General features: G+C 70.7%; 27 protein-coding genes. 19 read left to right on the top strand and 8 right to left on the bottom strand.

Translation table 11 applies throughout. The annotated features are described in order from the left end of the window. Positions 1-4: 4 nt before the first annotated feature. From ACQP2F_RS08145 to ACQP2F_RS08135, 3 genes are all read right to left on the bottom strand, one after another. Positions 5-1096, bottom strand: coding sequence for an SPFH domain-containing protein (locus tag ACQP2F_RS08145; protein ID WP_433302126.1), 1092 nt, complete (start codon positions 1094-1096; stop codon positions 5-7). A 71-nt stretch (positions 1097-1167) separates the two neighbouring features. After that, on the bottom strand, positions 1168-1701 hold the full coding sequence (locus tag ACQP2F_RS08140; RefSeq protein WP_433302124.1) for a 2OG-Fe(II) oxygenase: 534 nt from the start codon (positions 1699-1701) through the stop codon (positions 1168-1170). 7 nt (positions 1702-1708) lie between these two features. Next, a complete protein-coding gene (locus tag ACQP2F_RS08135; protein WP_433302122.1) occupies positions 1709-2248 on the bottom strand; it encodes a methylated-DNA--[protein]-cysteine S-methyltransferase in 540 nt (179 codons plus the stop codon). Positions 2249-2499: 251 nt separating this feature from the next. Between ACQP2F_RS08135 and ACQP2F_RS08130 the strand changes: the two genes are divergently transcribed. From ACQP2F_RS08130 to ACQP2F_RS08105, 6 genes are all read left to right on the top strand, one after another. Then, positions 2500-2733 carry a hypothetical protein gene (locus ACQP2F_RS08130; protein WP_433302120.1) on the top strand — a complete coding sequence of 78 codons (234 nt, stop codon included), beginning with the start codon at positions 2500-2502 and terminating at the stop codon, positions 2731-2733. Positions 2734-2829: 96 nt separating this feature from the next. Further along, entirely contained in the window at positions 2830-4272 is a 1443-nt protein-coding gene (locus ACQP2F_RS08125) for an FAD-dependent monooxygenase (protein ID WP_433302118.1), read from the top strand. Next, a complete protein-coding gene (locus ACQP2F_RS08120; protein WP_433302117.1) occupies positions 4269-4847 on the top strand; it encodes a TetR family transcriptional regulator in 579 nt (192 codons plus the stop codon). Before ACQP2F_RS08125 ends, ACQP2F_RS08120 begins: the two co-directional genes overlap by 4 nt. 139 nt (positions 4848-4986) lie before the next feature. Beyond that, a complete protein-coding gene (locus ACQP2F_RS08115) occupies positions 4987-6285 on the top strand; it encodes a vanadium-dependent haloperoxidase (RefSeq protein ID WP_433302115.1) in 1299 nt (432 codons plus the stop codon). Between the two features lie 19 nt (positions 6286-6304). Then, positions 6305-6739 (top strand): helix-turn-helix transcriptional regulator, encoded by a 435-nt coding sequence (locus tag ACQP2F_RS08110; protein ID WP_433302113.1) that lies wholly within the window; start codon positions 6305-6307, stop codon positions 6737-6739. Positions 6740-6779: 40 nt separating this feature from the next. Beyond that, entirely contained in the window at positions 6780-7196 is a 417-nt protein-coding gene (locus tag ACQP2F_RS08105) for a VOC family protein (protein WP_433302111.1), read from the top strand. Position 7197: 1 nt separating this feature from the next. Here the strand turns inward: ACQP2F_RS08105 and ACQP2F_RS08100 are convergent, their stop codons facing one another. Further along, positions 7198-7623, bottom strand: a complete 426-nt coding sequence (locus tag ACQP2F_RS08100; RefSeq protein WP_433302109.1) for an RpiB/LacA/LacB family sugar-phosphate isomerase — start codon at positions 7621-7623, stop codon at positions 7198-7200. Between the two features lie 159 nt (positions 7624-7782). On the opposite strand from ACQP2F_RS08100, the gene ACQP2F_RS08095 reads away from it, so the two are divergent. Further along, the gene (locus ACQP2F_RS08095) at positions 7783-8349 is read left to right on the top strand and encodes a Uma2 family endonuclease (protein ID WP_433302107.1); all 567 of its coding nucleotides are present in this window, start codon (positions 7783-7785) and stop codon (positions 8347-8349) included. A gap of 78 nt (positions 8350-8427) precedes the next feature. On the opposite strand, the gene ACQP2F_RS08090 is transcribed toward ACQP2F_RS08095, so the two are convergent. Continuing rightward, positions 8428-9054 carry a TetR/AcrR family transcriptional regulator gene (locus ACQP2F_RS08090; RefSeq protein WP_433302105.1) on the bottom strand — a complete coding sequence of 209 codons (627 nt, stop codon included), beginning with the start codon at positions 9052-9054 and terminating at the stop codon, positions 8428-8430. Between the two features lie 93 nt (positions 9055-9147). On the opposite strand from ACQP2F_RS08090, the gene ACQP2F_RS08085 reads away from it, so the two are divergent. From ACQP2F_RS08085 to ACQP2F_RS08070, 4 genes are all read left to right on the top strand, one after another. Further along, positions 9148-9942, top strand: a complete 795-nt coding sequence (locus ACQP2F_RS08085; protein WP_433302103.1) for an SDR family NAD(P)-dependent oxidoreductase — start codon at positions 9148-9150, stop codon at positions 9940-9942. A 1-nt stretch (position 9943) separates the two neighbouring features. Then, entirely contained in the window at positions 9944-11071 is a 1128-nt protein-coding gene (locus tag ACQP2F_RS08080) for a DUF5938 domain-containing protein (RefSeq protein ID WP_433302101.1), read from the top strand. Between the two features lie 3 nt (positions 11072-11074). Beyond that, positions 11075-12586 carry an acyl-CoA synthetase gene (locus ACQP2F_RS08075; RefSeq protein ID WP_433302099.1) on the top strand — a complete coding sequence of 504 codons (1512 nt, stop codon included), beginning with the start codon at positions 11075-11077 and terminating at the stop codon, positions 12584-12586. Positions 12587-12659: 73 nt separating this feature from the next. Next, positions 12660-15416, top strand: coding sequence for a M14 family zinc carboxypeptidase (locus ACQP2F_RS08070; protein WP_433302097.1), 2757 nt, complete (start codon positions 12660-12662; stop codon positions 15414-15416). Positions 15417-15457: 41 nt separating this feature from the next. Here ACQP2F_RS08070 and ACQP2F_RS08065 read toward each other — a convergent pair whose 3' ends face one another. Then, entirely contained in the window at positions 15458-15952 is a 495-nt protein-coding gene (locus ACQP2F_RS08065) for a VOC family protein (RefSeq protein WP_433302096.1), read from the bottom strand. Between the two features lie 43 nt (positions 15953-15995). Then, positions 15996-17132: a DUF1996 domain-containing protein gene (locus tag ACQP2F_RS08060; protein WP_433302094.1), complete on the bottom strand. Its 1137-nt coding sequence runs from the start codon at positions 17130-17132 to the stop codon at positions 15996-15998. Between the two features lie 123 nt (positions 17133-17255). Here ACQP2F_RS08060 and ACQP2F_RS08055 point away from each other — a divergent pair, with 123 nt between their 5' ends. Then, positions 17256-17486, top strand: a complete 231-nt coding sequence (locus ACQP2F_RS08055; RefSeq protein ID WP_433302093.1) for a TM2 domain-containing protein — start codon at positions 17256-17258, stop codon at positions 17484-17486. Positions 17487-17555: 69 nt separating this feature from the next. Beyond that, positions 17556-18386, top strand: coding sequence for a class I SAM-dependent methyltransferase (locus tag ACQP2F_RS08050; RefSeq protein WP_433302091.1), 831 nt, complete (start codon positions 17556-17558; stop codon positions 18384-18386). On the opposite strand, the gene ACQP2F_RS08045 is transcribed toward ACQP2F_RS08050, so the two are convergent. After that, positions 18305-19183 (bottom strand): Kelch repeat-containing protein, encoded by an 879-nt coding sequence (locus ACQP2F_RS08045; protein WP_433302089.1) that lies wholly within the window; start codon positions 19181-19183, stop codon positions 18305-18307. The two genes, ACQP2F_RS08050 and ACQP2F_RS08045, sit on opposite strands and share 82 nt — an antisense overlap. Before the next feature lie 63 nt (positions 19184-19246). Here ACQP2F_RS08045 and ACQP2F_RS08040 point away from each other — a divergent pair, with 63 nt between their 5' ends. The 6 genes from ACQP2F_RS08040 (at position 19247) to ACQP2F_RS08015 (ending at position 24001) form a co-directional block, all read left to right on the top strand. Next, entirely contained in the window at positions 19247-19981 is a 735-nt protein-coding gene (locus tag ACQP2F_RS08040; RefSeq protein ID WP_433302088.1) for a helix-turn-helix domain-containing protein, read from the top strand. Continuing rightward, on the top strand, positions 19978-20754 hold the full coding sequence (locus ACQP2F_RS08035; RefSeq protein ID WP_433302086.1) for a hypothetical protein: 777 nt from the start codon (positions 19978-19980) through the stop codon (positions 20752-20754). The genes ACQP2F_RS08040 and ACQP2F_RS08035 overlap by 4 nt, the downstream gene beginning before the upstream one ends. 4 nt (positions 20755-20758) lie before the next feature. Continuing rightward, positions 20759-21115, top strand: coding sequence for a hypothetical protein (locus ACQP2F_RS08030; RefSeq protein ID WP_433302085.1), 357 nt, complete (start codon positions 20759-20761; stop codon positions 21113-21115). Positions 21116-21241: 126 nt separating this feature from the next. Then, the gene (locus ACQP2F_RS08025; protein ID WP_433302083.1) at positions 21242-22000 is read left to right on the top strand and encodes a hypothetical protein; all 759 of its coding nucleotides are present in this window, start codon (positions 21242-21244) and stop codon (positions 21998-22000) included. 5 nt (positions 22001-22005) lie between these two features. After that, on the top strand, positions 22006-22359 hold the full coding sequence (locus ACQP2F_RS08020; protein ID WP_433302081.1) for a hypothetical protein: 354 nt from the start codon (positions 22006-22008) through the stop codon (positions 22357-22359). 145 nt (positions 22360-22504) lie between these two features. Then, on the top strand, positions 22505-24001 hold the full coding sequence (locus tag ACQP2F_RS08015) for a M1 family metallopeptidase (protein WP_433302080.1): 1497 nt from the start codon (positions 22505-22507) through the stop codon (positions 23999-24001). The last annotated feature ends 62 nt before the right edge of the window (positions 24002-24063 follow it).

The following is a 24063-nucleotide window of genomic DNA, read 5'->3' as shown; positions in this document are numbered from 1 at the left end:
GTGGTCAGCCCTGCGGCGGAAGCGGGGGCGGCACCTGGGCGAAAATGCCGGCCAGCTCGCCGACCTGACCCGCCGCGGTCCACGCCGCCATGCCGTTCTTCCACACCAGCGTCTCGCGGTTCAGCTGACCGGACGAGGCCATCGAGGCCAAGGCATTCTGGTCGTACGGCCCCTGCTGCTGGCCATTGACGCCGATGAACCACGCGGCGGTCGCCGGAAGCGGCGGCGGCCCGGACGAGGAAGGCGTGTTCATCGCCTGGGTCGCGCGCTGTCCCGCGGCCATGCCGAGCCCGAAGCCGAACGCCTCCCCCGCCCCGCCGGAATTGTTCGCGGCGTCCTCCATCGCGTTCGCGGCCTGAAACTTCGTATAGCTGTCGAGGTCGCCGACCACACCGATCGACGTGCGCTTGTCGAGCGCCTCCTCGACCTCGGGCGGCACCGAGATGTTCTCGATGATGAACTTCGGGATCGCGATGCCGCTGGGCGCGAGCTCGTCGGTGAGCACGGTGGCGAGGGTGGCGCCGATCGCCTGCTGCCGGGCGGCCAGGTCGAGCATCGGCACGCCGGCGGTGGCCAGGGCGCTGCCGAGGTGGCTGACCACCAGCTGGCGCAGGTACTCGCGCACCTCCTCGGTGCGGAACTGGGGGTCGGTGCCGACCAGCTCGCGCAGCAGCGTGGCCGGGTCCGCGACCCGCATCGCGAACGCGCCGAACGCCCGCAGCCGGACCGCGCCGAACTCGGGATCGCGCACGATCACCGGGTTCTGCGTGCCCCACTTCAGGTCGGTGAACTGCCGGGTGCTGACGAAGTAGACCTCGGCCTTCCACGGCGACTCGAATCCGTACTTCCAGCCCTTGAGGGTCGAGAGGATCGGCAGGTTCTGCGTGGTCAGCGTGTAGGTGCCGGGCGTGAAGACGTCGGCGACCTGCCCCTCGTTGACGAAGACGGCGGCCTGCGACTCCCGGACGATGAGCTTGGCGCCCATCTTGATCTCGTTCTCGTAGCGCGGGAACCGCCAGACGATCGTGTCGCGGCTGTCGTCGAGCCACTCGATGATGTCGATCAGCTCACCCTTGAGCTTGTCCCACAGACCCATGCGAACTCCTGGACCTCGTCGCCATGCGCTGGTCACCGCGCGGCGATGACGCTACCAACCCCCGGCCAGCGTCACGCGGCGTCGTGGAAGACCAGGTAACCCCGGGACTGCGCTCGCGGCCGCTGCTCCACCATCAGGAACTCGCCCCCGGTGTAGTCGGCGCCGGGCGCGTCGAGGCCGACGACCACCTGCAGCGGGAAGAGCATGTCGCCGAAGACGTCGCGGTGCAGGGCGTTCCAGTCGCCGGGGCGGTAGCGCAGCAGGATCTGCGCGGACTTGGACTGCCCGGCGGCGTGGCACCGGGCGATCCACTCGTCGAGCTCGTCCGGCCAGGGTGCGGGCTTTCCGAGCTTGGCCGCCCAGTCCCGGGCGACGGGCAGCAGGCGGGGATAGAGCTCCGCCCGCAGCCGCCGCACCGGCTCGGGGAGGTCGTGCGTGAAGTACCGGTACTGGCCGGATCCGAACCGGTGGCGGGCCATGTCCACGGTCGTCCGGAAGCGCGCCGGCTGGTCGTAGAGCGCGGCGATCTCGCGACATTCGACGGGCGTGAGGATCGGGCCGGTGAGCGCGCAGCCGTACGCGTTGAGCTCGTCTTCATTGATCATGATGTCCTCAGAGCAGGCTCGGTTGGAGGGCGCCCTCGTGGGTGAGCAGCCACACCTTGTTCGCGACGCCTCCCGCGTAGCCCCGCATCGAGCCGTCGGCGCCGATGACGCGGTGGCACGGACGCACCACCAGCAGCGGGTTCGCGCCGATCGCCGCGCCGAGGGCTTGAACGCGGTCGCGGGCCAGCCCGAGGCGCGCGGCCAGGGCGCCGTACGTGGTGGTCGTGCCGTACGGGATCCGGTCGAGCTCGTGCCAGACGCGGCGCTGGAAGTCGCTGCCGGTGGTGGCGAACGGCATGTCGAAGCGGGTCAGCTCGCCGGCGAAGTACGCGTCCAGCTGCCGGACGACCGCGGCGAACGGCCCCGCTGTGGATTGCCGGCCGGGAGGTGTCGTACCCGGGCCGTATTCTCCCCCCACCCAGTAACGGGGTGGGGAAGAGTAGCGGCCGGCTAGGGAGAGCGACCTCAACCGGAAGCCGTCCGCGGTCTCCTCGCCGGTCAGCAGCAGGTCGCCGAGCGGGCTTTTCATCGTCGTCCGGGCCGTCATCTGTGCCTCCTTCGTCACGTTCAACTGTGCGGCTTGGCATCGCCGAAAGCTGGCGGTATTCGGACATGGCGCTGGAGCTACGGCGGCCCGGGCGCTCGAGCTCGCCGGCATGCTGATCGCGGAATGAGCGTCGCCCGAAGCCGTCGGCGGGCGCGGCGGTGCGGACCATTGATCATCTTCCCGGCGCGGGCGGGCGTAACGTAAACCACGCCGGCAGGGCAGCCGGTTGTGCGCGCCGGCCGGGAGCGGCCATGGAGTTGCGATTTCGTCTGGTAACGCTGCGAGCCGAGCTGCTGCTGCGCAGAGCCGATCGCCGGCGTCGTCGGCAGCTCGCCGCCGAGCTGGCTACCTACACCAGCCACGCCGAGCTCAACGACCTGTACGCACTGCTGGACGCTCACCCCGACGGCGAGACGCACGAGATCCGCCGGATTCTCGGCATTCAGCAACGGCGTCGGCTCGGAATGACGTACGGGGATCACTGAGCCCGACCGCCACCAGCCCTCTTGCCGATGTCCGCGCGCGGGCTTATGTTAGTCACTAACAATCTTTATTGACTAACACATCGGCGGAGGAAGACGATGTCCGTTCTGGTGGTGGGAGCCGGGCCTACCGGGCTCGTCATGGCGTGCGCCCTGCTGGAGGCCGGCGTGCCGGTCCGGCTCATCGATGCCGCGCCCGGGCTGGCCACCACGTCCCGGGCCCTCGGCCTGCAGCCGCGTGGCGTCGAGGTGCTCGACCGGCTCGGCGCGCTCGCCGACCTGCCCGAACGCGGTCTGCCGATGCGCGCGGTGGTGATCCATGTGGATGGCGCGGAGATCACCCGGCTGCGGGTCGGCGGGCGGACGAAGCTGGTCAGCCGGCCCGGAGTGGTGATCTCGCAGGCCGAGATCGAGGGCGCGCTGCGGCGCCGGCTGACCCAGCTCGGCGGCCGGGTCGAGTGGAACAACCCGCTGACCGAGCTGCCCGCGACCGGATGGGTGGTCGGCTGCGACGGCGCGCACAGCCAGGTTCGCAAGGCGGCCGGCATCGGCTTCCCCGGCGTGCCGCTGATCGAGCGGTTCATCGTCGCCGACCTGCACGCCGACCTGCCGCTGCCGCGCGACGCGGTGAGCACCTGGCTGGCCGGCGACCAGATGTTCGCCCTGTTCCCGCTGCCCGGCGGCGACCTGTGGCGGGTTCTCATGCCGGAGCCGGCCGGCACCGCGGACGACGCCGACCCCGAATCGCTGGTCACCGCGGCGCTGCCGGAGCGCACCGGCCTGCCCGCCGCCGCGATCACCGGATTCGCCTGGACGTCCCGGTTCCGCATCCACCGCCGGCTCGCCGACACGTACCGGGCGGGCCGGGTGCTGCTGGCCGGCGACGCCGCGCACATCCACAGCCCGATGGGCGGCCAGGGCATGAACACCGGGATGGGCGACGCCGAGAACCTGGCCTGGAAGCTCGCGCTGGTCGAACGCGGGCACGCCGACGAGACGCTGCTGGACACGTACGAGGCCGAGCGCCGGCCGATCGCCGAAGAGGTGCTCGGCAACACCAGCTCGATGACCCGGGTGATGCTCGGCCGCACCGTCATCGAGCGGCTGATGCGCGATCATGTGGTGGTGCCGCTGATGAATCGCCCCTTCGTGCAACGCCTCATCACCGAGGCGTCCTCGCAACTGCGGGTGTCCTATAAGGCCGGGCCGCTGGGGTCGGCGTACCCCCGGATCGGGCGGGGTCCCTACGAGGGCGACCGGATTCCGGACCGGCCGTGCATCCGCGCCGACGGGTCGCCGACCCGGCTGCACGCCGAGCTGGGCGGCCGGTGGGCGGTGCTGACCGGCGACGAGACCGCTGCCCGCGTCGCCCGGCGCCACCTGGGCGACACCGCCGTCGTCACGCTGCGCTGCGCCGGTGTCGACCAGACCTACCTCGTACGCCCGGACGCGCACCTCGCCTGTCGCGGCGACGCCGACCGCCTGCGGGCCTGGTTCAGCCGGACCCTGGGCACACCGCAACCGGCCTTGGCCGCGGCGTGAGCGGACTGCGCGAGCGCAAGAAGACCGAGACGCGGCGGCGCATCCAGGAGCACGCGCTGCGCTTGTTCCAGGCCAAGGGGTACGAGGCCACCACGGTCGAGGAGATCGCGGCCGCCGCCGGCGTCTCGCACATGACCTTCTTCCGGTACTTCCCGAGCAAACCGGCGGTCGTGGAGAACGACGACTACGACCCGATGATCGCCGAGCTGATCCGGTCCCGGCCGGCGGCCGAGGAGCCGCTCACCGCGATCCGTCGCGCGCTGGTCGGTGCCCTGCGGGCGATGCCGGCGGCGGAACAGGCGACGATCCTGAGCCGCGCCCGCCTCATCCTGGGCGAGCCGGCACTGCGGGCCCGGCAGATAGAGTCGCAGCGCACGACCCGCGAGATCTTCGCGGCCGCGATCGCCGACCGCGACGATCCGCCACCGGCGTTCCACCGCCAGGTGCTGGCCGCGGCCGCGCTCAGCACGCTGGCCGTGGCGATCGACGAATGGGCGGGCGGCAACGGCGCCGACGACCTGGCCGACGTCGTCGACCGCGCTTTCGCGGCCCTGCGGTGGCCCGCCCGGACCTGACCGCACACCGGGCACCGGGCACCGGGCACCGCGCACCGCCCACCGCGCACCGTCCGATTTCCTACAGTGCGATGCCGGGACCGGCCACGATGGCGCACCGTACTGCGATACAGCCGTCTCGCCGTGGGGGGCGATCATCGTGGTGCGGAAGCTGTTGTTCGCCGTCGTTCTCGGCCTGGTCACCGCCGGGCTCGGAGTCCCGTCGACCGCCGGCGCGACCCGGGTCGACATCGACGCCGTCCGGTCCTGGAACGAGCTCGCCCTGAACGTGGTGCGGACGACCCGGGCGAGCGACGCCGACGCCGCCCGCCTCTACGCGATGGTCGACGTCGCGATGTACGACGCCGTCAACGGGATCGAGAGCGCCCGCGGCCGGGCGTCGCGGGCGCCCGCCCTGGTGCCGGGAGCCGGGCCGCGCAACGGTGACGAGCAGGCCGCCGCCGCGGCCGCGGCGAACGCCGTGCTGACCCGGCTGGACCCGGCCCGGGTCGCCGACTACGACGCCGCACTCGCCGCCGGCCTGGCCCGGCTCGGCGACGGCCGCGACGTGACCCGCGGGGCGGCCTGGGGTGCCCGGGTCGGCGAGCTCGTGGTGGCCGCCCGCGCCGGCGACGGGTCCACGCCGGTCGAGACCCAGCCGGCCGGCGCCGGTCCGGGCGTCTTCCGCGCCGCGTGGCCGGGCGTGCAGTACCGCAACGTCCGGCCGTTCGCGGTGGCCGATCCCGGCCGGTACGTCCCGGGACCGCCGCCGGCGCTGGAGTCGGTTCCGTACGCGGCCGCGTTCGCCGAGGTGGCCGTGCTAGGCAATGCCGCCCTTCCGGCGCCCGACCTGCTGGCCACGTTCCAGTTCTGGTCGCTGCCGGCCGGGTCCGACCAGCCGCCCGGGGAATGGCTGCGGATCGCGCTCACCGTCGCCGGCGACCGCCGGCTGCCGCTGACCGAGCAGGCCCGGCTGACCGCCCTGCTGACCATGGCGCTGGCCGACACGACCGTGACGACCGTGGCGACCAAGTTCCGCTACCAGCACTGGCGTCCCACGACGGCGATCCGCGAGGCCGACACCGACGGCAACCCGTCGACGGCCGCCGATCCGGCCTGGACCGCCCGCGCCGGCTCGGTGGGCGGCACCCCGGAGTACGTCTCCGGGCACAGCTCGTACAGCGGAGCGGGCGCCGCGGTGCTGCAGGGCTTCTTCTGCGCCGACGCGATCCCGTTCCGCCTCGCCACCGACTCGGCGCCGGGCGGGACGCCGCGTGCATACCCGGGCTTCTCGGCGGCCGCGGCCGAGGCCGGCCGGTCGCGGGTCTTCGGCGGCCAGCACTTCGAGTTCAGCAACCAGGCGGGACTGGCGATCGGCCGGGGCGTGGCGGCCGAGACGCTGGCCACTCGCCTGCTGCGCACCACCGGGCCGGCACACTTCGGCGCCTGCCCGCGGTGACGTTCCCTACCATGGCGGCGTGAGCCGTGAGGTCGAGGAGCTGAACCGGCGCCTGCTGCGTGCGCGGGACGCGATCGATCGCGCGTACGCCGAGCCGCTCGACGTGGCGGCCATCGCGTCCGTGGCGTACATGTCGGTGGCGCACTTCAGCCGCTGCTTCCGCGTGGTGTTCGGCGAGACGCCGCATCGCTACCTGCAGCGGCGGCGGATCGAGCGGTCGATGTTCCTGCTCCGGGAGACCGGCCGCAGCGTCACCGACGTGTGCTCGGCCGTGGGCTTCACCAGCCTCGGCACGTTCAGCCGGACGTTCCGGGAGATCGTCGGGGAGTCGCCGTCGGCCTACCGGCGCGGCAACGGGCCGGTCGTCGTGCCCGGCTGCGTCCAGATGGCGAACACCCGCCCGCGCGCCGATCGAGCAGTTCCGGAGAAGCTTTTCCCGGGCCGGCTTTCGTAGCCTGGCGCGGTCCCCACCGTACGGGAAAGGAAAGCGCGAGATGATCACCAAGCTGAACGTCACCTCGATCTACGTCCTCGACAAGGAGGAGGCGCTCGATTTCTACGTCGGCATGCTCGGGCTCGAGAAGGGCAACGACGTCCAGCAGGGCTCCTACCGCTGGCTGACCGTGCGCGTCCCGGGCGAGGGCGGCACCGAGATCCAGCTCGAGCAGCCGGGCCCGCCGCTGCACGACGAGGCGACGGCCGAGCAGCTGCGCGAGCTGGTCACCAAGGGCGCGCTCAACGGCCTGGTCCTCGACTGCGACGACGTCCGGGGCCTGTACGAGAGCCTGAAGTCGCGTGGTTTCACCGACTTCACGCAGGAGCCCGCCGACCACTTCTACGGCACCGACATGGGCCTGCGTGACCCGTCCGGCAACGCGATCCGGGTCCTGCAGCCGGGCAAGGCGGCCTGACTCAGGTCTCGGCCACGTTCTCGATCGCGGCGATGTTCGCGGCCTCGTCCGGGTCCGGCCCGGACGTGGCCAGGAACGCGCGCAGCACCTCGACCGCCACGTCCGGCGCCAGTCGTTTGAGGCTCATGGCCAGCACGTTCGCGTCGTTCCAGAGCCGGGCGCCGCGCGCGATCCAGGGATCCCAGGCGAGAGCGGCCCGAACCCCGGGCACCTTGTTGGCGGCGATCGCGGTGCCGGTGCCGGTCCAGCACATGACCACGCCGTAGTCGGCCCGGCCCTCGACGACGGCCCGCCCGACGAACCGGCCGAGATCGGGCCAGCTCTCCGCCTTGTCCGGCCGGACAACCGCATGCCCATCCTCGACGAGGGCGGCGACGACCGCCCGGGTGGTCTCGTTCTCGTCGTCACTGGCGAACGCAACCCGCATGCCCGCAGCCTATGCCGCCGGCCGCAGCGGCCCGATCGCGGCTTGACGCGAAGGATTGTCGCGTGCCATCTTGCTTGGTGACAATACTCATCCCGATATGACAGCGGGGCCCGACGTGGCACGCTTAGGACAGCATCCGCCGAGAGGTGAGGCGATCCGATGAGCGTGGCAATGCTGGAACACCCGGAGCCGTGGAGCGAGGACGAGTACTTCGCGCTCGGAGAGACCGCGAACCGGATCGAGCTGATCGATGGAAGCCTCTGGGTGAGCCCCGCGCCGAGCAAGCGTCATCAGCACATCGTGTTTCTGCTCGCGATGGGCCTCTACGACGCCGCCGAGCGGGCCGGCCTGCTGGTGCTGCAGGACGTCAATCTCCGGCTGGCCGGCGGGCGCATCCTGCAGCCGGACCTCGTCGTGGCCGACACCGACGACGCCGGCACGACGGTCGAGGCCGCGGAGGCCAAGCTCGTCATCGAGGTGGTCTCGCCGAGCAACGCCGGAACCGACCGGCTGCTCAAACCACAGCTCTACGCGGCGGCCGGAATCGGGTGGTACCTGCGGGTGGAACAGCCGCACGACTCGGTGGAGCTGCACCTGAGCCGGCTGAGCGGCGATCACTACAAGCCGCGAGCGGTCGCGGGGCCGGGCGAGGTCCTGGCCTCCGCCGAGCCGTTCGCGTTCGAGCTGGAGATCGCGTCCCGGCTCCAGCGCCGCCGGCGCGGCTGACTGCGGTGGCGTTCCCGGTGCCGGTCAAAGCGGGGGTGCCGGTCAAAACGCGGCTGCCGGTCGAAGCGGGGCTGCCGGTCAGAGCGGGGCTGGTGCCGCGGCGGCGGGGGCGACCAGCAGCGGGAGAACCGCGCGCACCTGGGTGGTCAAGCCGTCGAGGACGGGCTCGCCGCCGGCGGTGTAGGCCAGGAGCGCCTGCTGGAACAGGCCGTCGAGCATGCCGTACGCGACCGCCGGGGTCACCGCCGGCGGACGGCCGGACAGGGTCGCGTACCGCTCGATCACCCGCCAGATCATCGCCTCCAGCGCCGCGTCGATCTCGGTGATCGCGGTGCGCAGCGCCTCCTCGAACATGCTCTGCGTGCGCAGGTCGTACCAGAGGCGGTGCATGGGCGCCTCCTCGCGGATGGTCTGTGCCAGCTTGGCCGCGAAGGCCTCGACCAGAGCCCCGGCCGAGGCCGAGTCGCGCACCACGGCGTCGTAGCGGGTCACGCAGCGCGCCTTGTAGTGGCGGACGCTGTAGATCACCAGCTCCAGCTTGTCCTGGAAGTAGTAGTGCACGACGCCGTGGCTGAACGGCGAGTTGCCGGCGATCTCGCGGAGGCTGGCCCGCGCGTACCCCATCTCGCCCAGGGTGAGCAGCGCGCTCTCGGCGAGCTCATCGCGGCGGCGGTCGAACTTGTCGACCGGTCGGGTCGCAGTCACAGCCTCATCCTACGGAGCTTGACAAGCGTCCAAAGAATTCTTGACAACTGTCAAGCGGAGGCATGTGATGTAGGTCTCACGAAGGGAGCCGCCATGGCACAGATCGATCTCACCGGCCGCCGGGCCCTCGTCACCGGCGGGGCCCAGGGACTGGGCGAAGGCATGGCCCGCGCACTCGCCGACGCCGGGGCGAGCGTCGTCGTCGCCGACCTGCAGGACGACCTCGGCCCCAAGGTCGCCGAGTCGCTCGGCGGCACCGGCGGCTTCGTCCACCTCGACGTGACCGACGACGACAACTGGGCGGCGGCGGTCACGCAGGCGATCGGCATCCTGGGCGGGCTCGACATCGTGGTCAACAACGCCGGCGTCGAGATCACCAGCCTCATCGTCGACCTCGAGCCGGCCGCGGTCCGCAAGATGCTCGACGTCAACCTGCTCGGCACCGCGCTCGGCATCAAGCACGCGTTCCGGGCCATGCGCCCGGGCGGCGCGGCCGGCGCCGGTGGCGTCGTCATCAACGTGGCGTCGGTCGCGGCGACCATCGCGTTCCCCGGCATCTCGGTGTACTCGGCCACCAAGTCCGGCGTCGACCGGCTGACCCGGGTGGCTGCCATGGAGTCCGGCAAGCTGGGCTACGGCGTACGGGTGAACTGCATCTATCCCGGTCTCGTCCCCACCGCGATGGGCGCCGGGCTCGCCCTCGACGTCGCCCGGCTCGGGTTGTTCGGCTCGCCCGAGGAGGCGGTCGGCGCCGTCGTCGAGCTCACCCCGTCCGGCCGGCTGGGCGAGGTCGGCGACATGGCCGACGCCGTGGTCTTCCTCGCCTCCGACGCGGCCCGCTTCATCAATGGCGTGGGCCTGCCGGTCGACGGCGGAATGGGGATGTGAGATGGCCGGCAAGCCCGTCGTCGTCTACGGCGCGTCCGGCTACACCGGCCGGCTGATCTGCGAGTACCTGCGCGAGTACAACGTCCCGTTCGTGGCGGCCGGCCGCGACGCCGCCAAGCTCAAGCAGTCGATGCACGAGAACGTGGCCGGCATCGAGACCGCGGACTACGAGATCGTCGAGGTCGCCCACGACACCAAGGCGCTCACCGAGCTGTTCCGCGGCTCGTCGGTCGTCTGCAACACCGTCGGGCCGTTCAGCGTGTACGGGCCGGAGGTCGCCGAGGCGTGCCTGGCCGCCGGCACGCACTACCTGGACACCACCGGCGAGCAGGACTGGATGATCACCTGCGACGAGAAGTACGGCGGTGACTTCGCCGCCGCCGGGCTGCTGCTGGCGCCGGGCGTCGCGCAGATGTACACGACCGGCGAGATCGCGGCCGAGCTGTGCCTGGAGAAGCCGGGACTGGACACGCTGGACATCGCCGTCTTCTGGGGCGGGAGCCCGACGATCGCTTCCACGCTCACGATCCTGGTCAACGCGGCGACCTCGGGCGCGTACCGGCTCGAGCAGAACCGTTACGAGCCCTGGGATCCGGACGCCGGGCTCTATCAGCTGGTGCTGCCCGGTCAGCACGAGCTGGCGCTGGCGCTGCCCTGGGGCGGCACCTCGCATCCGGTCTGGTACCGCAGCGACCCCCGCGTGGCCAACGTCAAGGTGCTCGGCGGCGTCTTCAACCGGGCGCTGATGAACGGCGTACCGCGGATCGTGTCGGCCGCCGTCGAGGCGACGAAGGACATGACCCCCGAGGAGAGGTACGCGGCGCTGACCGCGACCGCGGCGCAGGTGATGAACCGGATGCCACCCCGGGAGAACCCGCGGCTGAACAAGTCGGTCGACTCCGTGCACGCCTCCGGTCCGCTCGGCCGGGCGCACTGCGTCATCTACGGCAACTCCAACTACAAGCAGACCGGGCTGATGCAGGCGTACGCCGCGTACCACCTGCTGCAGCGCCCGCCCCGGCGGGTCGGTTTCGCCTCCGGCTGCCAGGCCTTCGGCCACCGCGAGCTGCTCGGCGTGCTGGAGAGCTTCGGCCTGGTCCGCGAGCCGACGGTCACGGTCGAGCGCTGAGTCATGCGACTGGTCGACTACCTGGACAAGGGCGCGTCGCTCGACGCGAGCGCGCCCTGCCTCAGCACCGACGGTGAGACCCGGACCTATGGCGAGGTGCGGCGGCTCAGCTTCCGCATCGCGGCGGCGCTGGCCGCCCGCGGAGTCGTTCCCGGAGAGCGGGTGGCGGTGCTCTCCGGGAACGACCCCACCGCCTTCACCTGCGTCTTCGGCATCAGCCGGGCGGGCGCGGTGTGGTGCCCGATCAACCCCCGCAACGAGGCGTACGAGAACCGGGAGCTCCTTGCGCTCTTCGGGTGCACCGCGCTGATCTACCAGGAGTCGTTCGCCCCGCTGGTGGCGAAGATCCGCGCCGAGCTGCCGGAGCTGAGGACGCTGGTGTGCCTGGAGACCGAGTTCGACGATTTCCTCGCCTCCGCCGGCTCCGACGATGTCGATCGGCCGGCCCGGGACGACCTCGCCATGATTGTCGGCACCGGCGGGACGACCGGGCGGCCCAAGGGCGTCGAGCTGACCGGGGACAACCTGCTGGCGATGACGGCGATCACGCTGATGAGCTATCCCTGGGCGGACCGGCCGGTCTATCTGGCCCTCGCCCCGCTCACCCACGCCGCCGGGGTGCTGTGCTTCCCCGTACTGGCGAAGGGGGGTGAGATCGTGATCATGCGCAAGCCGGACGTCGGCGCGTTCCTCGCGCTGATCGAGCGGCACCGGGTGACGCACACGTTCCTGCCGCCGACGCTGATCTACATGGTGCTCGCCCACCCCGGCCTCGACGAGGCCGACCAGTCCTCGCTGCGCTGCTTCTGGTACGGCGCGGCGCCGATGTCCGCGGCCCGGCTCGAGGAGGCGCTGCGCCGGATCGGCCCGATGGCGCAGCTGTTCGGCCAGACCGAGGCGCCCATGATGATCTCGACGATGGCGCCGGCCGACCACTACCGGCCCGACGGAAGCGTCGCCCGGGATCGGCTGTCGTCGGCCGGCCGCCCGTCGCCGCTGGTCACGGTGGCCATCATGGGACCGGACGGCGCGCTGCTCCCCCGCGGCGGGACCGGTGAGATCGTGTGCCGGGGCCCGCTGGTGATGCGGGGCTACCACCGCGACCCGGCGGCGACCGCGGCCGCCTCGGCGCACGGCTGGCACCACACCGGCGACATCGGCTACCTCGACGAGGACAACTACCTGTTCATCGTGGACCGGGCCAAGGACATGGTGATCACCGGCGGCTTCAACGTCTACTCGACCGAGGTCGAGCAGGCGCTGATGCAGCACCCGGCGGTGCAGGACTGCGCGGTGATCGGCCTGCCGGACGACAAGTGGGGCGAGCGGGTGACCGCGATCCTGCAGCTGCGCGCCGGGGCGACGGCCGACAAGGAGGAGGTGGCGGCGTTCGTGAAGGCGCGGATCGGCAGCGTGAAGGCCCCGAAGCAGATCGAGATCTGGGACGACCTGCCGCGTTCCAAGGTCGGCAAGGTGCTGAAGTCCGACCTGCGCGCCCGCCTCGGCGGCCGGTGAAGACCTACCACTGCTGAGACGATCGTCGATACATTGAGCGCGTCAAATTTCCCGGATGTGGGACGGGGACGCGATGCGAATTCCGGAAATCTCCAGAGCCGCGATGGTGGTCGTGCTTGCGGCCGCGCTTACTCCACTTCTGACCGGCGACCCGGCGAGCGCCACGCCCCGCCCGGGCTCGTGCACCACCGACCCGACCTACCTCGGTTCGGTCCCGAGCCCGGAAAGCTACCTCGGCTTCCCGCTCGGGGCCGGCCAGCAGCGGGTCGTCACCAACGCCGAGATCCGCGGCTATCTGAGCGCGGTCGATCAGGCCTCGGACCGCGTCGTCACCGGGACGATGGGCACCAGCGTGCTCGGCCAGCCGCTGCGGTACGCGGTCGTCGCCGGCAAGCGGGTCGACCGCCGCACGCTCGACGCGATCCGCGCCCTGCGGGATCCGCGCACGCTGAGCGTAGGGCAGGCGCGCCGGATCGCCAGGGACGGGCCGGCCATCGTCTGGATCGCCGGTAACGTGCACGGCGGCGAGACGAGCGGGGCCGACGCCTCCCTCAAGACCCTGTACGAGCTGGCGGCCGGGCTCTCGTGCGCGGTGCGCGACCGGAACGACAACCTGATCACCGTGATCCTGCCGACCCAGAACCCGGACGGGCGGGACGCGGCCCGGCGGCAGAACGAGTTCGGCTTCGACCTCAACCGGGACTGGTTCGCGCGTACACAACCGGAGACCGACAGCAAGCTGGAGCTGCTGCGCCGATACCCGCCGCAGGTCTTCATCGACGCGCACGAGATGGGCGGCCGGCAGTATTTCTTCCCGCCGAACGCGGACCCGATCCACCACGAGATCGCCGATCAGCCGGTCGACTGGATCAATCGGATCGGCGCGGCGAACGCGGCCGCCTTCGGATACAACGGCGCCTGCACCGACACCGTGAACACCGAGTGCTACTTCAACTACGACACCTATGACCTGTTCTACATGGGATACGGCGACACGGTTCCGTCCACCGGCTTCGGAGCGGCCGGTATGACGTACGAGAAAGGCAGCGCCTCCGCCGTCCAGGATCGGGTACAGCAGCAGTTCACCACGCAGTGGGCGACGCTCGGCTGGGCCGCCGCCCACAAGCGAGAGGTGCTGAACGGCTACTACCAGATCTGGTCGGACGCGCTGGCCGAGGGACGGGCCGGCGCGCTCGAGCCGAACGAGGTGGTCCAGCCCGAGAACGAGGTCCAGTTCCCGGTACCGGACATCAAGATCAAGTCGTACTTCCTGATGCCCGGCCGTCAGCTCGGGGACGTGCGCCGGCTGGTCGAGCGGCTGCGCCGGATGGACGTCGAGGTCTACCGGGTGACCAAGCCGCTCACCGTGCCGCACGCGCACATCTTCGGCGGCCGCACCGGCACCGGCGTCAAGGTGCCGGCCGGCGCCTACTGGATCCCGATGGACCAGCCGCAGAAGCACTGGATCCAGGCGACGCTGGGCGAGGACCCCTACGTCCCGTTCCCCTACTTCTACGACGTGTCCTCGTGGAGCAACCCGCTCCTGATGGGCATCGACACGATCTACACCGGCGACGACCTTCGCCCACGCGCCGTCCGGGTCAGAACCATCTCCGGCGGCCGTACGGGATCAGCTCCGCGCCACGGCTCGTACTCCTTCCCGATGGACTCCGCCTCCGCCGCCCAGCTGACCTTCCAGCTTCTGGGGCAGGGTGTCGCCGTGACCCGCGACGCCGGCCGCGCCGAGGTGCCGGCCGCCGCCGTGACGCCGGCCGTCGACCGGCTCGCCCGCTCACTCGGCGTCGACCTGACCCCGTCGCGCCGCCCGGCCGCCGGGGCCGCGATCGCCCTTCCCGACGTCGGGCTGTTCCGGGGCACCGGCATCTCCACGACGTCGGGCTCCTACGGCGAGGCCCGTTACGTGCTCGGTCAGCGGTGGGGCCTGAGCCTGACGCCCGTCACCACGGCCGACATCAACGACAACACGGCCGCGTTCTCCGCGCGTACGGTGCTGATCGTCCCCGACGGCAGCAGCGCGACCGGCGGTCTCACCGCGACCGGGCAGGCGAACCTGCGGAACTGGATCGCCTCCGGCCGCACCTACATCGGGTTGCGCAACGAGGGCACCCGGGTCGCCCGGTCCGCCGGCCTCACCTCCACCACCGAGAAGGCCAAGCCCGACGACTACCTGGTGATCGGCTCGCACCTGCGGGTCGACGCCGACACCACCAACCCGGTCGCGCACGGCCGCCCGGCCGAGGACTTCGAGTTCAACAACGACGACCCGATCCTCAACCCGAGCACGACCGGCGCCAACGTGCTGACCTACCCGGGCGGCGACACGTTCTGGCACAACGGCTACACCGTGGACGCCGACCTGCTCAAGGGCACGGCGGTCGTGGTCGACGAGCCGACCGGCGCCGGGCACGCCGTGCTGTTCGCCTTCAACCCGCTGTTCCGCGGCTACAACGAGAGCGGCCTGCAGCTGGTCGCCAACGCGCTGCTGTACCCGGCCGCGCCGGCCCCGTCACCGCTGCGCGCACCGGGCGTCGACCCGGCCCGCGCGACCGCGGCGGCGCTTCCGGCCCCGGCCAACCTCGGCGGCAAGTGGCGGCCGGCCCGCATCCAGGTCGCCGCGGCCGACCTCGGCCGGACGCAGCGCCTGGTCGCCCGGTACACCGGCACCGCCACGGCCGCGGTCGTCGGCGACTCGGCGTACCTGACCATTCCCAACCCGCAGGGTCTCTCGTTCGACGAGCACCCGTTCCTGCGGGACCTGGTCGGCGACCTGCGCGCGGCTCGCATCCCGCTGCGCTCGGTCGTGGGCTGAGCCGTCCCCCGGCCGGGGTCTTCCGGGACCCCGGCCGGGCTCTACAGGACCTTCGCGCCGTACATCTCGCCCAGCGGATCGGCCAGCAGCTCGAGCCGGGCGCCGTCCGGGTCCCGGAAGTAGATCGACGTGCCGCTCTCCACCTCGTGCGGCACGTTCGCGGCGACGAGCCGCTCCCGCAGGTGCTGCCATCTCTCCGGCGTCACCGAGATGGCGAGGTGGTGCAATCCGCCGAGGACCTCCGCGTACGGGCCGAGATCGAGACCCGGCAGGTCGAAGAATGCCAGCAGGTTGCCGTTGCCGATGTCGAAGAAGAAATGGTTGGAGCCCGGGTAGTCCCGGTTCTCGAAGATCTCGGTGAGCGGGAACTCGAGCACCCCTTGGTAGAACTCGATCGTCCGCCGCACGTCCGAGCAGATCAGCGCGAAGTGGTGCAGGCCGCGGGCGCTGGTCGGCGGGCGCCCGTCCGGCGGCCGGAGATAGTCGTCGCGGATGCGGTCACGCTCGGCCGCGATGGCTTCGAGATCAATCGTCATGGCCGTCCCTCCTCCGGCCATCGTAGGCGCCGGCCGGCCCCCTTCAATGCAGGTAGCCGTTGTTGTCGCAGGTGCGGCGCTGGACCACGCAGTCCTTCGTGCGCTTGTTCATGGCGTCGGCGTCCCACACCAGGAACGCGTCGCCGTGCATCGACGAGGCGCTCCGGCCGGTCGGGTCGGAAGACAGGTAGTAGCCCTGCTTGGTGCCCTTCACCCCGTACTGGATGTCGAAGGTGAGCGCCGGAATCCGCACCGGATGGCCGGCCGGGCAGCCGTTCTCCGTCCCGAAGGCGACGTGGTCCTTGTGGTTGGGGCTGTCCAGGTGCTTGCCGTCCCAGCAGTCCGGGAACTGCAGCATGAAATGCAGGGTGGCCGGCTCGCCGCAGATCGGCCAGTTGCCGTTCGTGCTGCGGGCGATGCCGTCGAGGTCGCCCGGCCCGTAGAAGGCGCAATAGAACTGGCCCTGGGCGCCGCGCGGGGTCGGCACCTTCTTCTTGGCGTCGCCGGCGATCATCCGCAGCCCGGCGGGAATCGGCATCGTGCCCCGCGAATTGCCGCGGATCGATCGGTAATAGACCCGGAAGCCGGTGGTCTCGACCGGTTTGCCGGTGGCCGCGTCGTAGAGCGTCGGCACCCAGTACGAGGAATGGTCGACGGCCGGCTTGCAGGTGGAGGCCGTGAACCGGGTCAGGTCCTCGGCGGTGGTGTCGGCATCGACCGCCTTGTTGCCCACGAACGAATGCATGTGCGAGGCGCCCGGCAGGCCGGGAAAGACGATCGGGTCGTCGGCGCGGCGGTGGCTGTAGGTGCAGTCGGCGCGGAACTCGGGAAGGTTGCCGACGCCGTTCGGGACCGGGTCGACCGGCCGGGCCTTGAAGTTCGCGACCTGCTTCTGCCAGGCCGCCTGGTCGACCGGGATCCAGCCGTTGGTTGCGGCCGGTTTCCGGGGCGTCTCGCTTTTCGCCGGCGTCGTGGTCTTTGCGGTTTCCGGGCTCGGTTTCGCGGGCGGCGCCGCACTCGTCGGGACGATCGAGGCGATCGAGGCGATCGCGGCGGCCGTATCGGAAACGGGCTCCGGGCTCGTCGGCGATGACCCGGCCAGCCGGACGCCGACCGCCGCGCCGGCGAGCACCAGGACGACCAATGCACTGCCCCAGACGGGCTTCGCGGTTATCGACACCCCTGGGAGACGGCCCGCCCGGACCGCCATAACACAAACGAGCCGCGATCTTGCGTACGCCGTCGGCGGCTCGCTATCGTGCATCGCTTTCGACGATTCTCAAAATAGAGGAGACATCACATAATGACCGCCACCCAGACCGTCGCCACCGGCACCAAGTCCTGGATCGCCACCCTGCTGATCTGCTTCTTCCTCGGGTCGCTCGGCATTCACCGCTTTTACGTCGGCAAGGTCGGCACCGGCATCCTGATGCTGATCACCTTCGGCGGCCTCGGCGTCTGGACGCTCATCGACTTCATCATGATCGCGGTCGGGAAGTTCTCCGACAAGGACGGGCTGGCCCTCGCCCGCTGAGCGCGTTCACCGGGCGTCTCCCTTCTCCGGGGGACGCCCGGTTCACCTCCGCGCTGTTAACGTGCGTCGATGGAGCGGGTCGACTACGACGCCAGGCAGCACGCGGTCTATGCGGCCGGCCGGGCGATGCCCGACGACATGCGGCAGACCTGGGCCGAGGTGTTCGCCGCCTGGGCGCCGCCGGAACGGCCGCTGACGGTTCTCGACCTGGGCTCGGGCACCGGGCGATTCACCCCGACGCTGGCCGGGACCTTCGGCGGCCCGGTCTACGGCGTCGAGCCGTCCGAGCGAATGCGCGAACAGGCCGCCCCCCACCCGGGCGTCGAGTACCGGGCCGGCCGGGCCGAAGCCATCCCGCTGCCGGATCGGTCCTGCGATCTCGTGCTGATGTTCCTGATGTTCCACCACGTCGTCGATCGGCCGGCCGCGGTGGCGGAGATCCGGCGGGTGCTGCGGCCGGGCGGGCGGGTCCTGCTGCACAGCACCTTCGCCGATCGGATGCCCGATCTGCTGTGGCATCGCTTCATCCCCGGGGCGCGGACGGTCGAGCAGCGGATGTTCCCCACGCTCACCGAGGTGGTACGGCTTTTCGGCGCGGCCGGCATGCCGGTGGTGGCGATCGAGCGCGTACGCGAGAAGTTCGCCCCCAGCCTGTCCTCGTACGCGGCCCGGATGCGGTTGCGGCCGATCTCCACCTTCGAGCATCTGACCGAGGACGAGATCGTGCGTGGCCTCACCGCGCTGGACCGCGCCGCGGCGGCCGAGACGACCCCGCGGCCGGTGACCGCCGAGGTCGACCTGCTCGTGCTCGGGACCGATCAGAGCGACAGCGCCTCCACCCGGGCCGACGCGACCGGGGAGCCGGCCGGCACCTCGAAGCCGCCGAACGCCACCAGGTGATCGCGGACCACCGCCGCCGACAGGGAGGCGCGACCGACGGCCAGCTGCGCGTCGATCGTCCGCCACCGGTCGGCGTGCGGGTCGTAGACCTCGGTCGTGCGCAGCGGGCCGTCCGGGCTCGCCCCGCCGACCACGAAGATGCGCCGGCCGCCGGCCGCCACGCCCGGGTTGCCGCGGCCCGTGTGCAACGGCGCGACCGTCCCCCAGGTGTCCGAAGCCGGGTCGTACCGCTCCACCGTGGTCTGGAAGACCTGCACGTCGACGGTGCCGGCGATCGCGTACAGGTGGCCGTCGAGCACCTCGGCCTTGAGCAGCCCCCGCGCCGTCGGCATGGGTTTCACGTCGTGCCAGGAGTCGCGCCGGATGTCATAGAAGGCGACCGCCGTGGTCGCGTTGTCGTCCGCGTCGAAGCCACCGACCACGTAGATGCGGTCGCCGATCGCGGCCGCCGCGGCGCCGCCCCGCGCACCCGGAAGCGGCCGCCCGGCGCGCCAGTGACCCGTCCGGTGATCGAGGATCTCCACCACGTCGACGGTCTTGTCGCCGACGAATCCGCCGAGCACGTAGACGTCGCCGTCGCGGGCGGTGGCGGCCGCGGAGTTGCCCCGCTTGACGTTAAGCGGCCGGATCAGGCTCCACCGCCCGGTCGCCGGGTCCAGCCGCTCGACGGAGCCCAACTCGGCGCCGAAGCCCGAGGTATAACCTCCGATCGCGTACGTGATGCCGGTCGTCGTCCCGATCAGCCCGCCGCGCGCCTCGTTGAGCGACGGGCGCGCCTGCCATTCGTTGTGTCCCATGCTTTCCACGCTGCCGTCCGCTGGGTGACAGGCGCCATACGACGTACGTCGTAGGGTCACGCCGTGGGCATAGCGCTCGGTGACGACGCACTTCGGCGGCTGCTCGGCCCGTCGCCGACGATCGCCGACGTGCTGGCGGTCGCCGCCGAGGCCGTGCCGTGCGACATCGTCTCGTGGTCGCGCTTGGACCTGGCCGGCCGGCGCGTGCTCGACAACGTCTGCTCGGTCCCGGTCGACGACGACGATCTCGACGAGGCCTTCTGGGCGACGTATCGCGAGCACCCGCTGTGCCACGGGCCCGGCTCGTTACTGCCGGTATGCGCGATCAGCGACCTGCTGTCGCCGCGGGAGTGGCACCGGACGGCCATCTACGCGGAGTACTTCCAGCCGACCGGCGTGGAGCACGAGCTCGGCGTGAATCTGAGCCATCCGGCGGGCCAGACCAACGTGCTGCTGTTCGACCGAGGCCCCGGCGCCGACTTCGACGGCCACGACCGCCTGGTGCTCACGCTGCTGCGGCCGCATTTGGACGCCGCGATCCAGCGCATCGTCTCGCCGGCGCTGACACCCCGCGAGGAGGAGGTGCTCGGCTTGGTGCGGCACGGCCTGACCAACCGGGCCATCTCCCGGCGGCTGGGCATCTCACCCCACACGGTGCGCAAGCATTTGGAGAACGCGTACGCCCGCCTGGACGTACACACCCGCACCGAGGCCGCCTTCCACGGCGATCGCGCCATTGATGGACGCCACTTGTTAGCGTCGAGAGCCATGGACCCCGCCGACCGATTCCGCCGATGACGGGCCGGCCGCGCAGGCCCCACGGAGGCAACGGCGACGACGGCGGCGAGCCACCCGACCGCCACGGCGGCGGTGGCGACGACGGCGGCGACGAGCCGCCCGGCCACCGCGGTGGCGACGTCCCCGGGCCTGGGGACTTCGGAAGCGTGCGCCGAGCCGAGGACGGCGTCGCCGGCGTGGCCCGCGACGGCAGATCCAACCCGGCTCCCGGATGGAGGCCCAGCACCTCCTCCGGCGCCGGCGACTCCCCATCGCGGCCCGCGCACCCGGACGACGTGCGGCTGCAGCGCATCATGCACACGTACGACCAACTCGGCGACGAGCCGCCCACCTTCAACATCGCAAGCAATGATGCCGCGCACGACAGGGCGCACACGATCGACCGCCATGGCCCGGACCTGCCCATGACCAGGGATCCGAACGTCCAGACGGTCGAAGGGCGGATCTATGGCGACACGGGGTGGGAGAAGGCCGCCAACGGTTCCTACAAGTGGACGGACCACACCACGATGAATCGCGAGGTGAACCGATACGTTGAGGAGAACTGGCCGAGTATCCGCGACGATCTGGCCATCGACGGGTCACACGAGAACGTCTTCGACGCGGGTCATCGCATCGGCGAGGGCTACTACAACAGAGGAATGCACGGTGCCGGTCCACGCCAGTCGCAGTACGACGCGACCAGCCTGGTCAGAATCCGCATCAAGGTAGTGGAGGGCTCCGATCCGCCCGTGCCGTTCATCGTCACCGCATTCCCCGCCGGGCTAGGGTAAGTCGATGGATACGTCGGAACTGCCGGAATCGGTGCGAGCACGCATCGCGGAGCGGTCGGCGCTTCCCGCGGTCGACAAGGTGCGGGCGCTGCTGCATGGATACGTCGCGGACGCGGAGACGTTCTCGGAGATTCGGGACGAGCTCGCGAGCACGGCCCGGACCAACACGGTGTTCCTCCGCCAATACCTCGCGGCGCTGGAAACGATCCTCACCGAGCCTCAGCCGGCCGGGACGCTTCTCCGGCTCGTCGAGAGCGACGGCAACTGGGGAATCGACCACGACCAGACCGACGCCGGCGCCGCGGAGTTTTTTCGAAGGCTTGCCGACATGCTCCGCGAAGTGATCGGTGAGGTCGAGTAGCTCCGCCGTACCAACCGGGCCATCTCCCGGCGGCTGGACATGTCCCGCACCGAGGCCGCCTTCCGCCATTGATGGACGCCACTTGTTAGCGTCGAGAGCCATGGACCCCGCCGACCGATCCCTAGGATGACCGGCCGGCCCCGGAAGCCGCGCGGCGGTGGGGGTGGCGGTGATGACGGCGGAAAGCCACCCGCTCACCACACCGGCGGGCCGCCGGACCCGGACGACTTCGGCAGCATCCGCCGTGGCGAGGATGCCGTCGAGCGGAAGATCCTGGCGAACAGGCCCACCCCGACGCCGAGCGGGCGGCCGCGGCCATCAGGCGGCGACCGCACCACCACGGCGCCGCCGGACCATTCTGACGACGTCGTCCTGCGGAACGCGATGCGCAAGTACGAGCAGCTCGGCGACAAGCCACCGAGGATCCGCTTGGAAGCCAACGATGCCCTGTTCAACAGCGAAGGGGCGCACACGCTGGACCGGCACAGTCCCGATATTCCGCTACGGCGAGCCCCGGGCGAGAAAACGGTCGAGGGAAGAATCTACGGCGATGAAGGGTGGCACGCGCCCGCGAACTGGGCGTTGAAATGGACCGACCACACGACGATGCACCACGAGGTCAATGACTACGTCCAGCGGAACTGGGCGACCATCCGCAGCGATCTCGCGATGGAAGGCCAGCACGTCGGCGCATTCGAGGCAGGCCATCGGGTCGGCGAGGGCTTCTACAACGACGGCATGTTCGGGATGGGACCGGTCCACGCCCGATATACGGCCGCCAGCGCCGTCAAAATCGTCATCGAGCTCGACGAGGGCGTCGATCCGCCGCAGCCCTTCATCGTCACCGCCTACCCTCTCGGCGTTTTGCCGCGCGGACTAATGTGATTTCCATGGAGATCTCCGACCTCCCCGAGCCGCTCCGCCGGCGGATGGCGGAGCAGGCGGCGCAGCCGCCGATCGACACGGTCCGGGAGTTCCTCCACGGCAACGTCGCGGATGCCGAAAGTCTCGACGAAGTTCGCGCGCACCTCCGACGGTTGGCACGATCCACGACGCGGATGCACCACCGGGTCCTCACCGCGCTGGAAACCGTTCTCGCTACGTCGTGGCCGGCCGGCACTCTGGCCCAATTGGTGGGCTGGGACGGCAACTGGGTTTTGGACGACCCGTCCGACGTGGGCGCTGCGGTGTTTTTGCGCGGGCTTGCGGACATGCTGCGCGAAGTGATCGGTGAGGTCGAGTAGCTCCGCCGTACGGCTTGACGAAGCGGTTAACAGCCTTTGAAGGCGGCCGGCGCGGGGCCGCGGGCATGCATCAACTTCGATATGTTGGCCGGGAACAGACGCACGTCGGGCCGTGATCCGGTCCGCCGACGGAAGGAAAGTTCCTGTGCGACGACTGCTTGTGGCCCCGATCGCCACGGCGTTGGTGCTTGCTGGGACGGGGGTGGCGGCCCACGCGGCGCCGGCGGCGCCCACCCCTGGAGCGCCCGGGATCGGCGACAGCTATTTCCCGGACTACGGCAACGGTGGGTACGACGTCTCCCACTATGACATCCGGCTCAAGTACACGCCGGCCACCGACAAACTGACCGGCACCACGACGATCCTGGCCACCGCGACACAGGATCTCAGCCGGTTCAACCTCGACTTCCTGCTCGACGTCTCCTCGATCTACGTCAACAACCGGCCGGCCACGTACGCGCGAGAGGGCGACCACGAGCTCATCGTGACCCCGGCCCGCACCGTGGCCGAGGGCGGCCCGATGACGGTGGTCGTGCAGTACTCCGGTGTGCCGTCGACGAAGGTGGCCGAGGGCTTCACCGCGTGGATCCGCACGCCGGACGGCGCGATGGCGGTCGGCGAGCCGGAGATCGCCTGGTGGTGGTACCCGAGCAACGACCACCCGCGGGACAAGGCCACCTTCGACGTCTCGGTGTCGGTGCCGGACGGGGTCGAGGCGATCAGCAACGGGACGATGCCGCGGCCGCCGGTACGGGAGACGCTCGGCTACACCCGGTGGAGCTGGCGGTCGCTGAAGCCGCAGGCCACCTACCTGACCTTCCTCACCGTCGGTCAATACGACATCACCACGGACAGCGCCGCCAACGGTGACACGGTCTACAACGCGTACTCGCAATTGCTGAGCCCCGATTTCCGCGACGCGGCGCAGGCGAGCGTGGAGCGCACCGCCGAGATCACCGATTGGGAGAGCACCGTCTTCGGCCCCTGGCCGTTCGAGGCCCGCGGCGGCATCGTCGCGCCGCCGGGAACGCTGGGCTTCGCGCTGGAGAACCAGACCCGGCCCAACTACGCCGCCTCGTTCTTCCGGCGCGGGTCCAACACGTACGTGATCGCGCACGAGAACGCCCACCAGTGGTTCGGTGACTCCGTGTCGGTGGCGGACTGGCAACACATCTGGCTCAACGAGGGCTTCGCCAGTTACGCGGAGTGGCTGTGGTCGGAGAAGAACGGCGAGGGCACGACCCAGGAGATCTTCGATTACCTGTACGCGACGTATCCGGACGACGCCTCGATCTGGACCACGGCGCCGGGCGACCCGGGCGTGCCGCGGATGTTCGGCGACGCCGTCTACGACCGCGGCGCGATGACCCTCCACCAGCTGCGGCTCGCGGTGGGCGACGACAACTTCTTCACCATCCTCCGTACGTGGACGGCCGATCACCGCTACGGCAACGGCACCACCGGCGAGTTCGTCGCACTGGCCGAGAAGATCTCCGGTCAGGACCTCGGCGCCCTCTTCCAGGCCTGGCTCTTCACGCCGTCCAAGCCGGTCGTCCCCGGCGCGACGACGACGCTCGCCCGGAAGGCCGCACCCAAGTCGTGGGCCCAGATCAGCCGGACCCACGCGCTGCTGCACGAATAACGAGCGCAACTGATTGACAGTCCTCAATGGTCATCGACAGGGTGGAGAGCGACATCCTTCGA

It is taken from the genome of Actinoplanes sp. CA-030573, from assembly GCF_050951115.1.
GTDB lineage: Bacteria > Actinomycetota > Actinomycetes > Mycobacteriales > Micromonosporaceae > Actinoplanes.
Note: the sequence above shows the minus strand (reverse complement) of the source record. Positions and strands in the feature narration are given on the sequence as shown.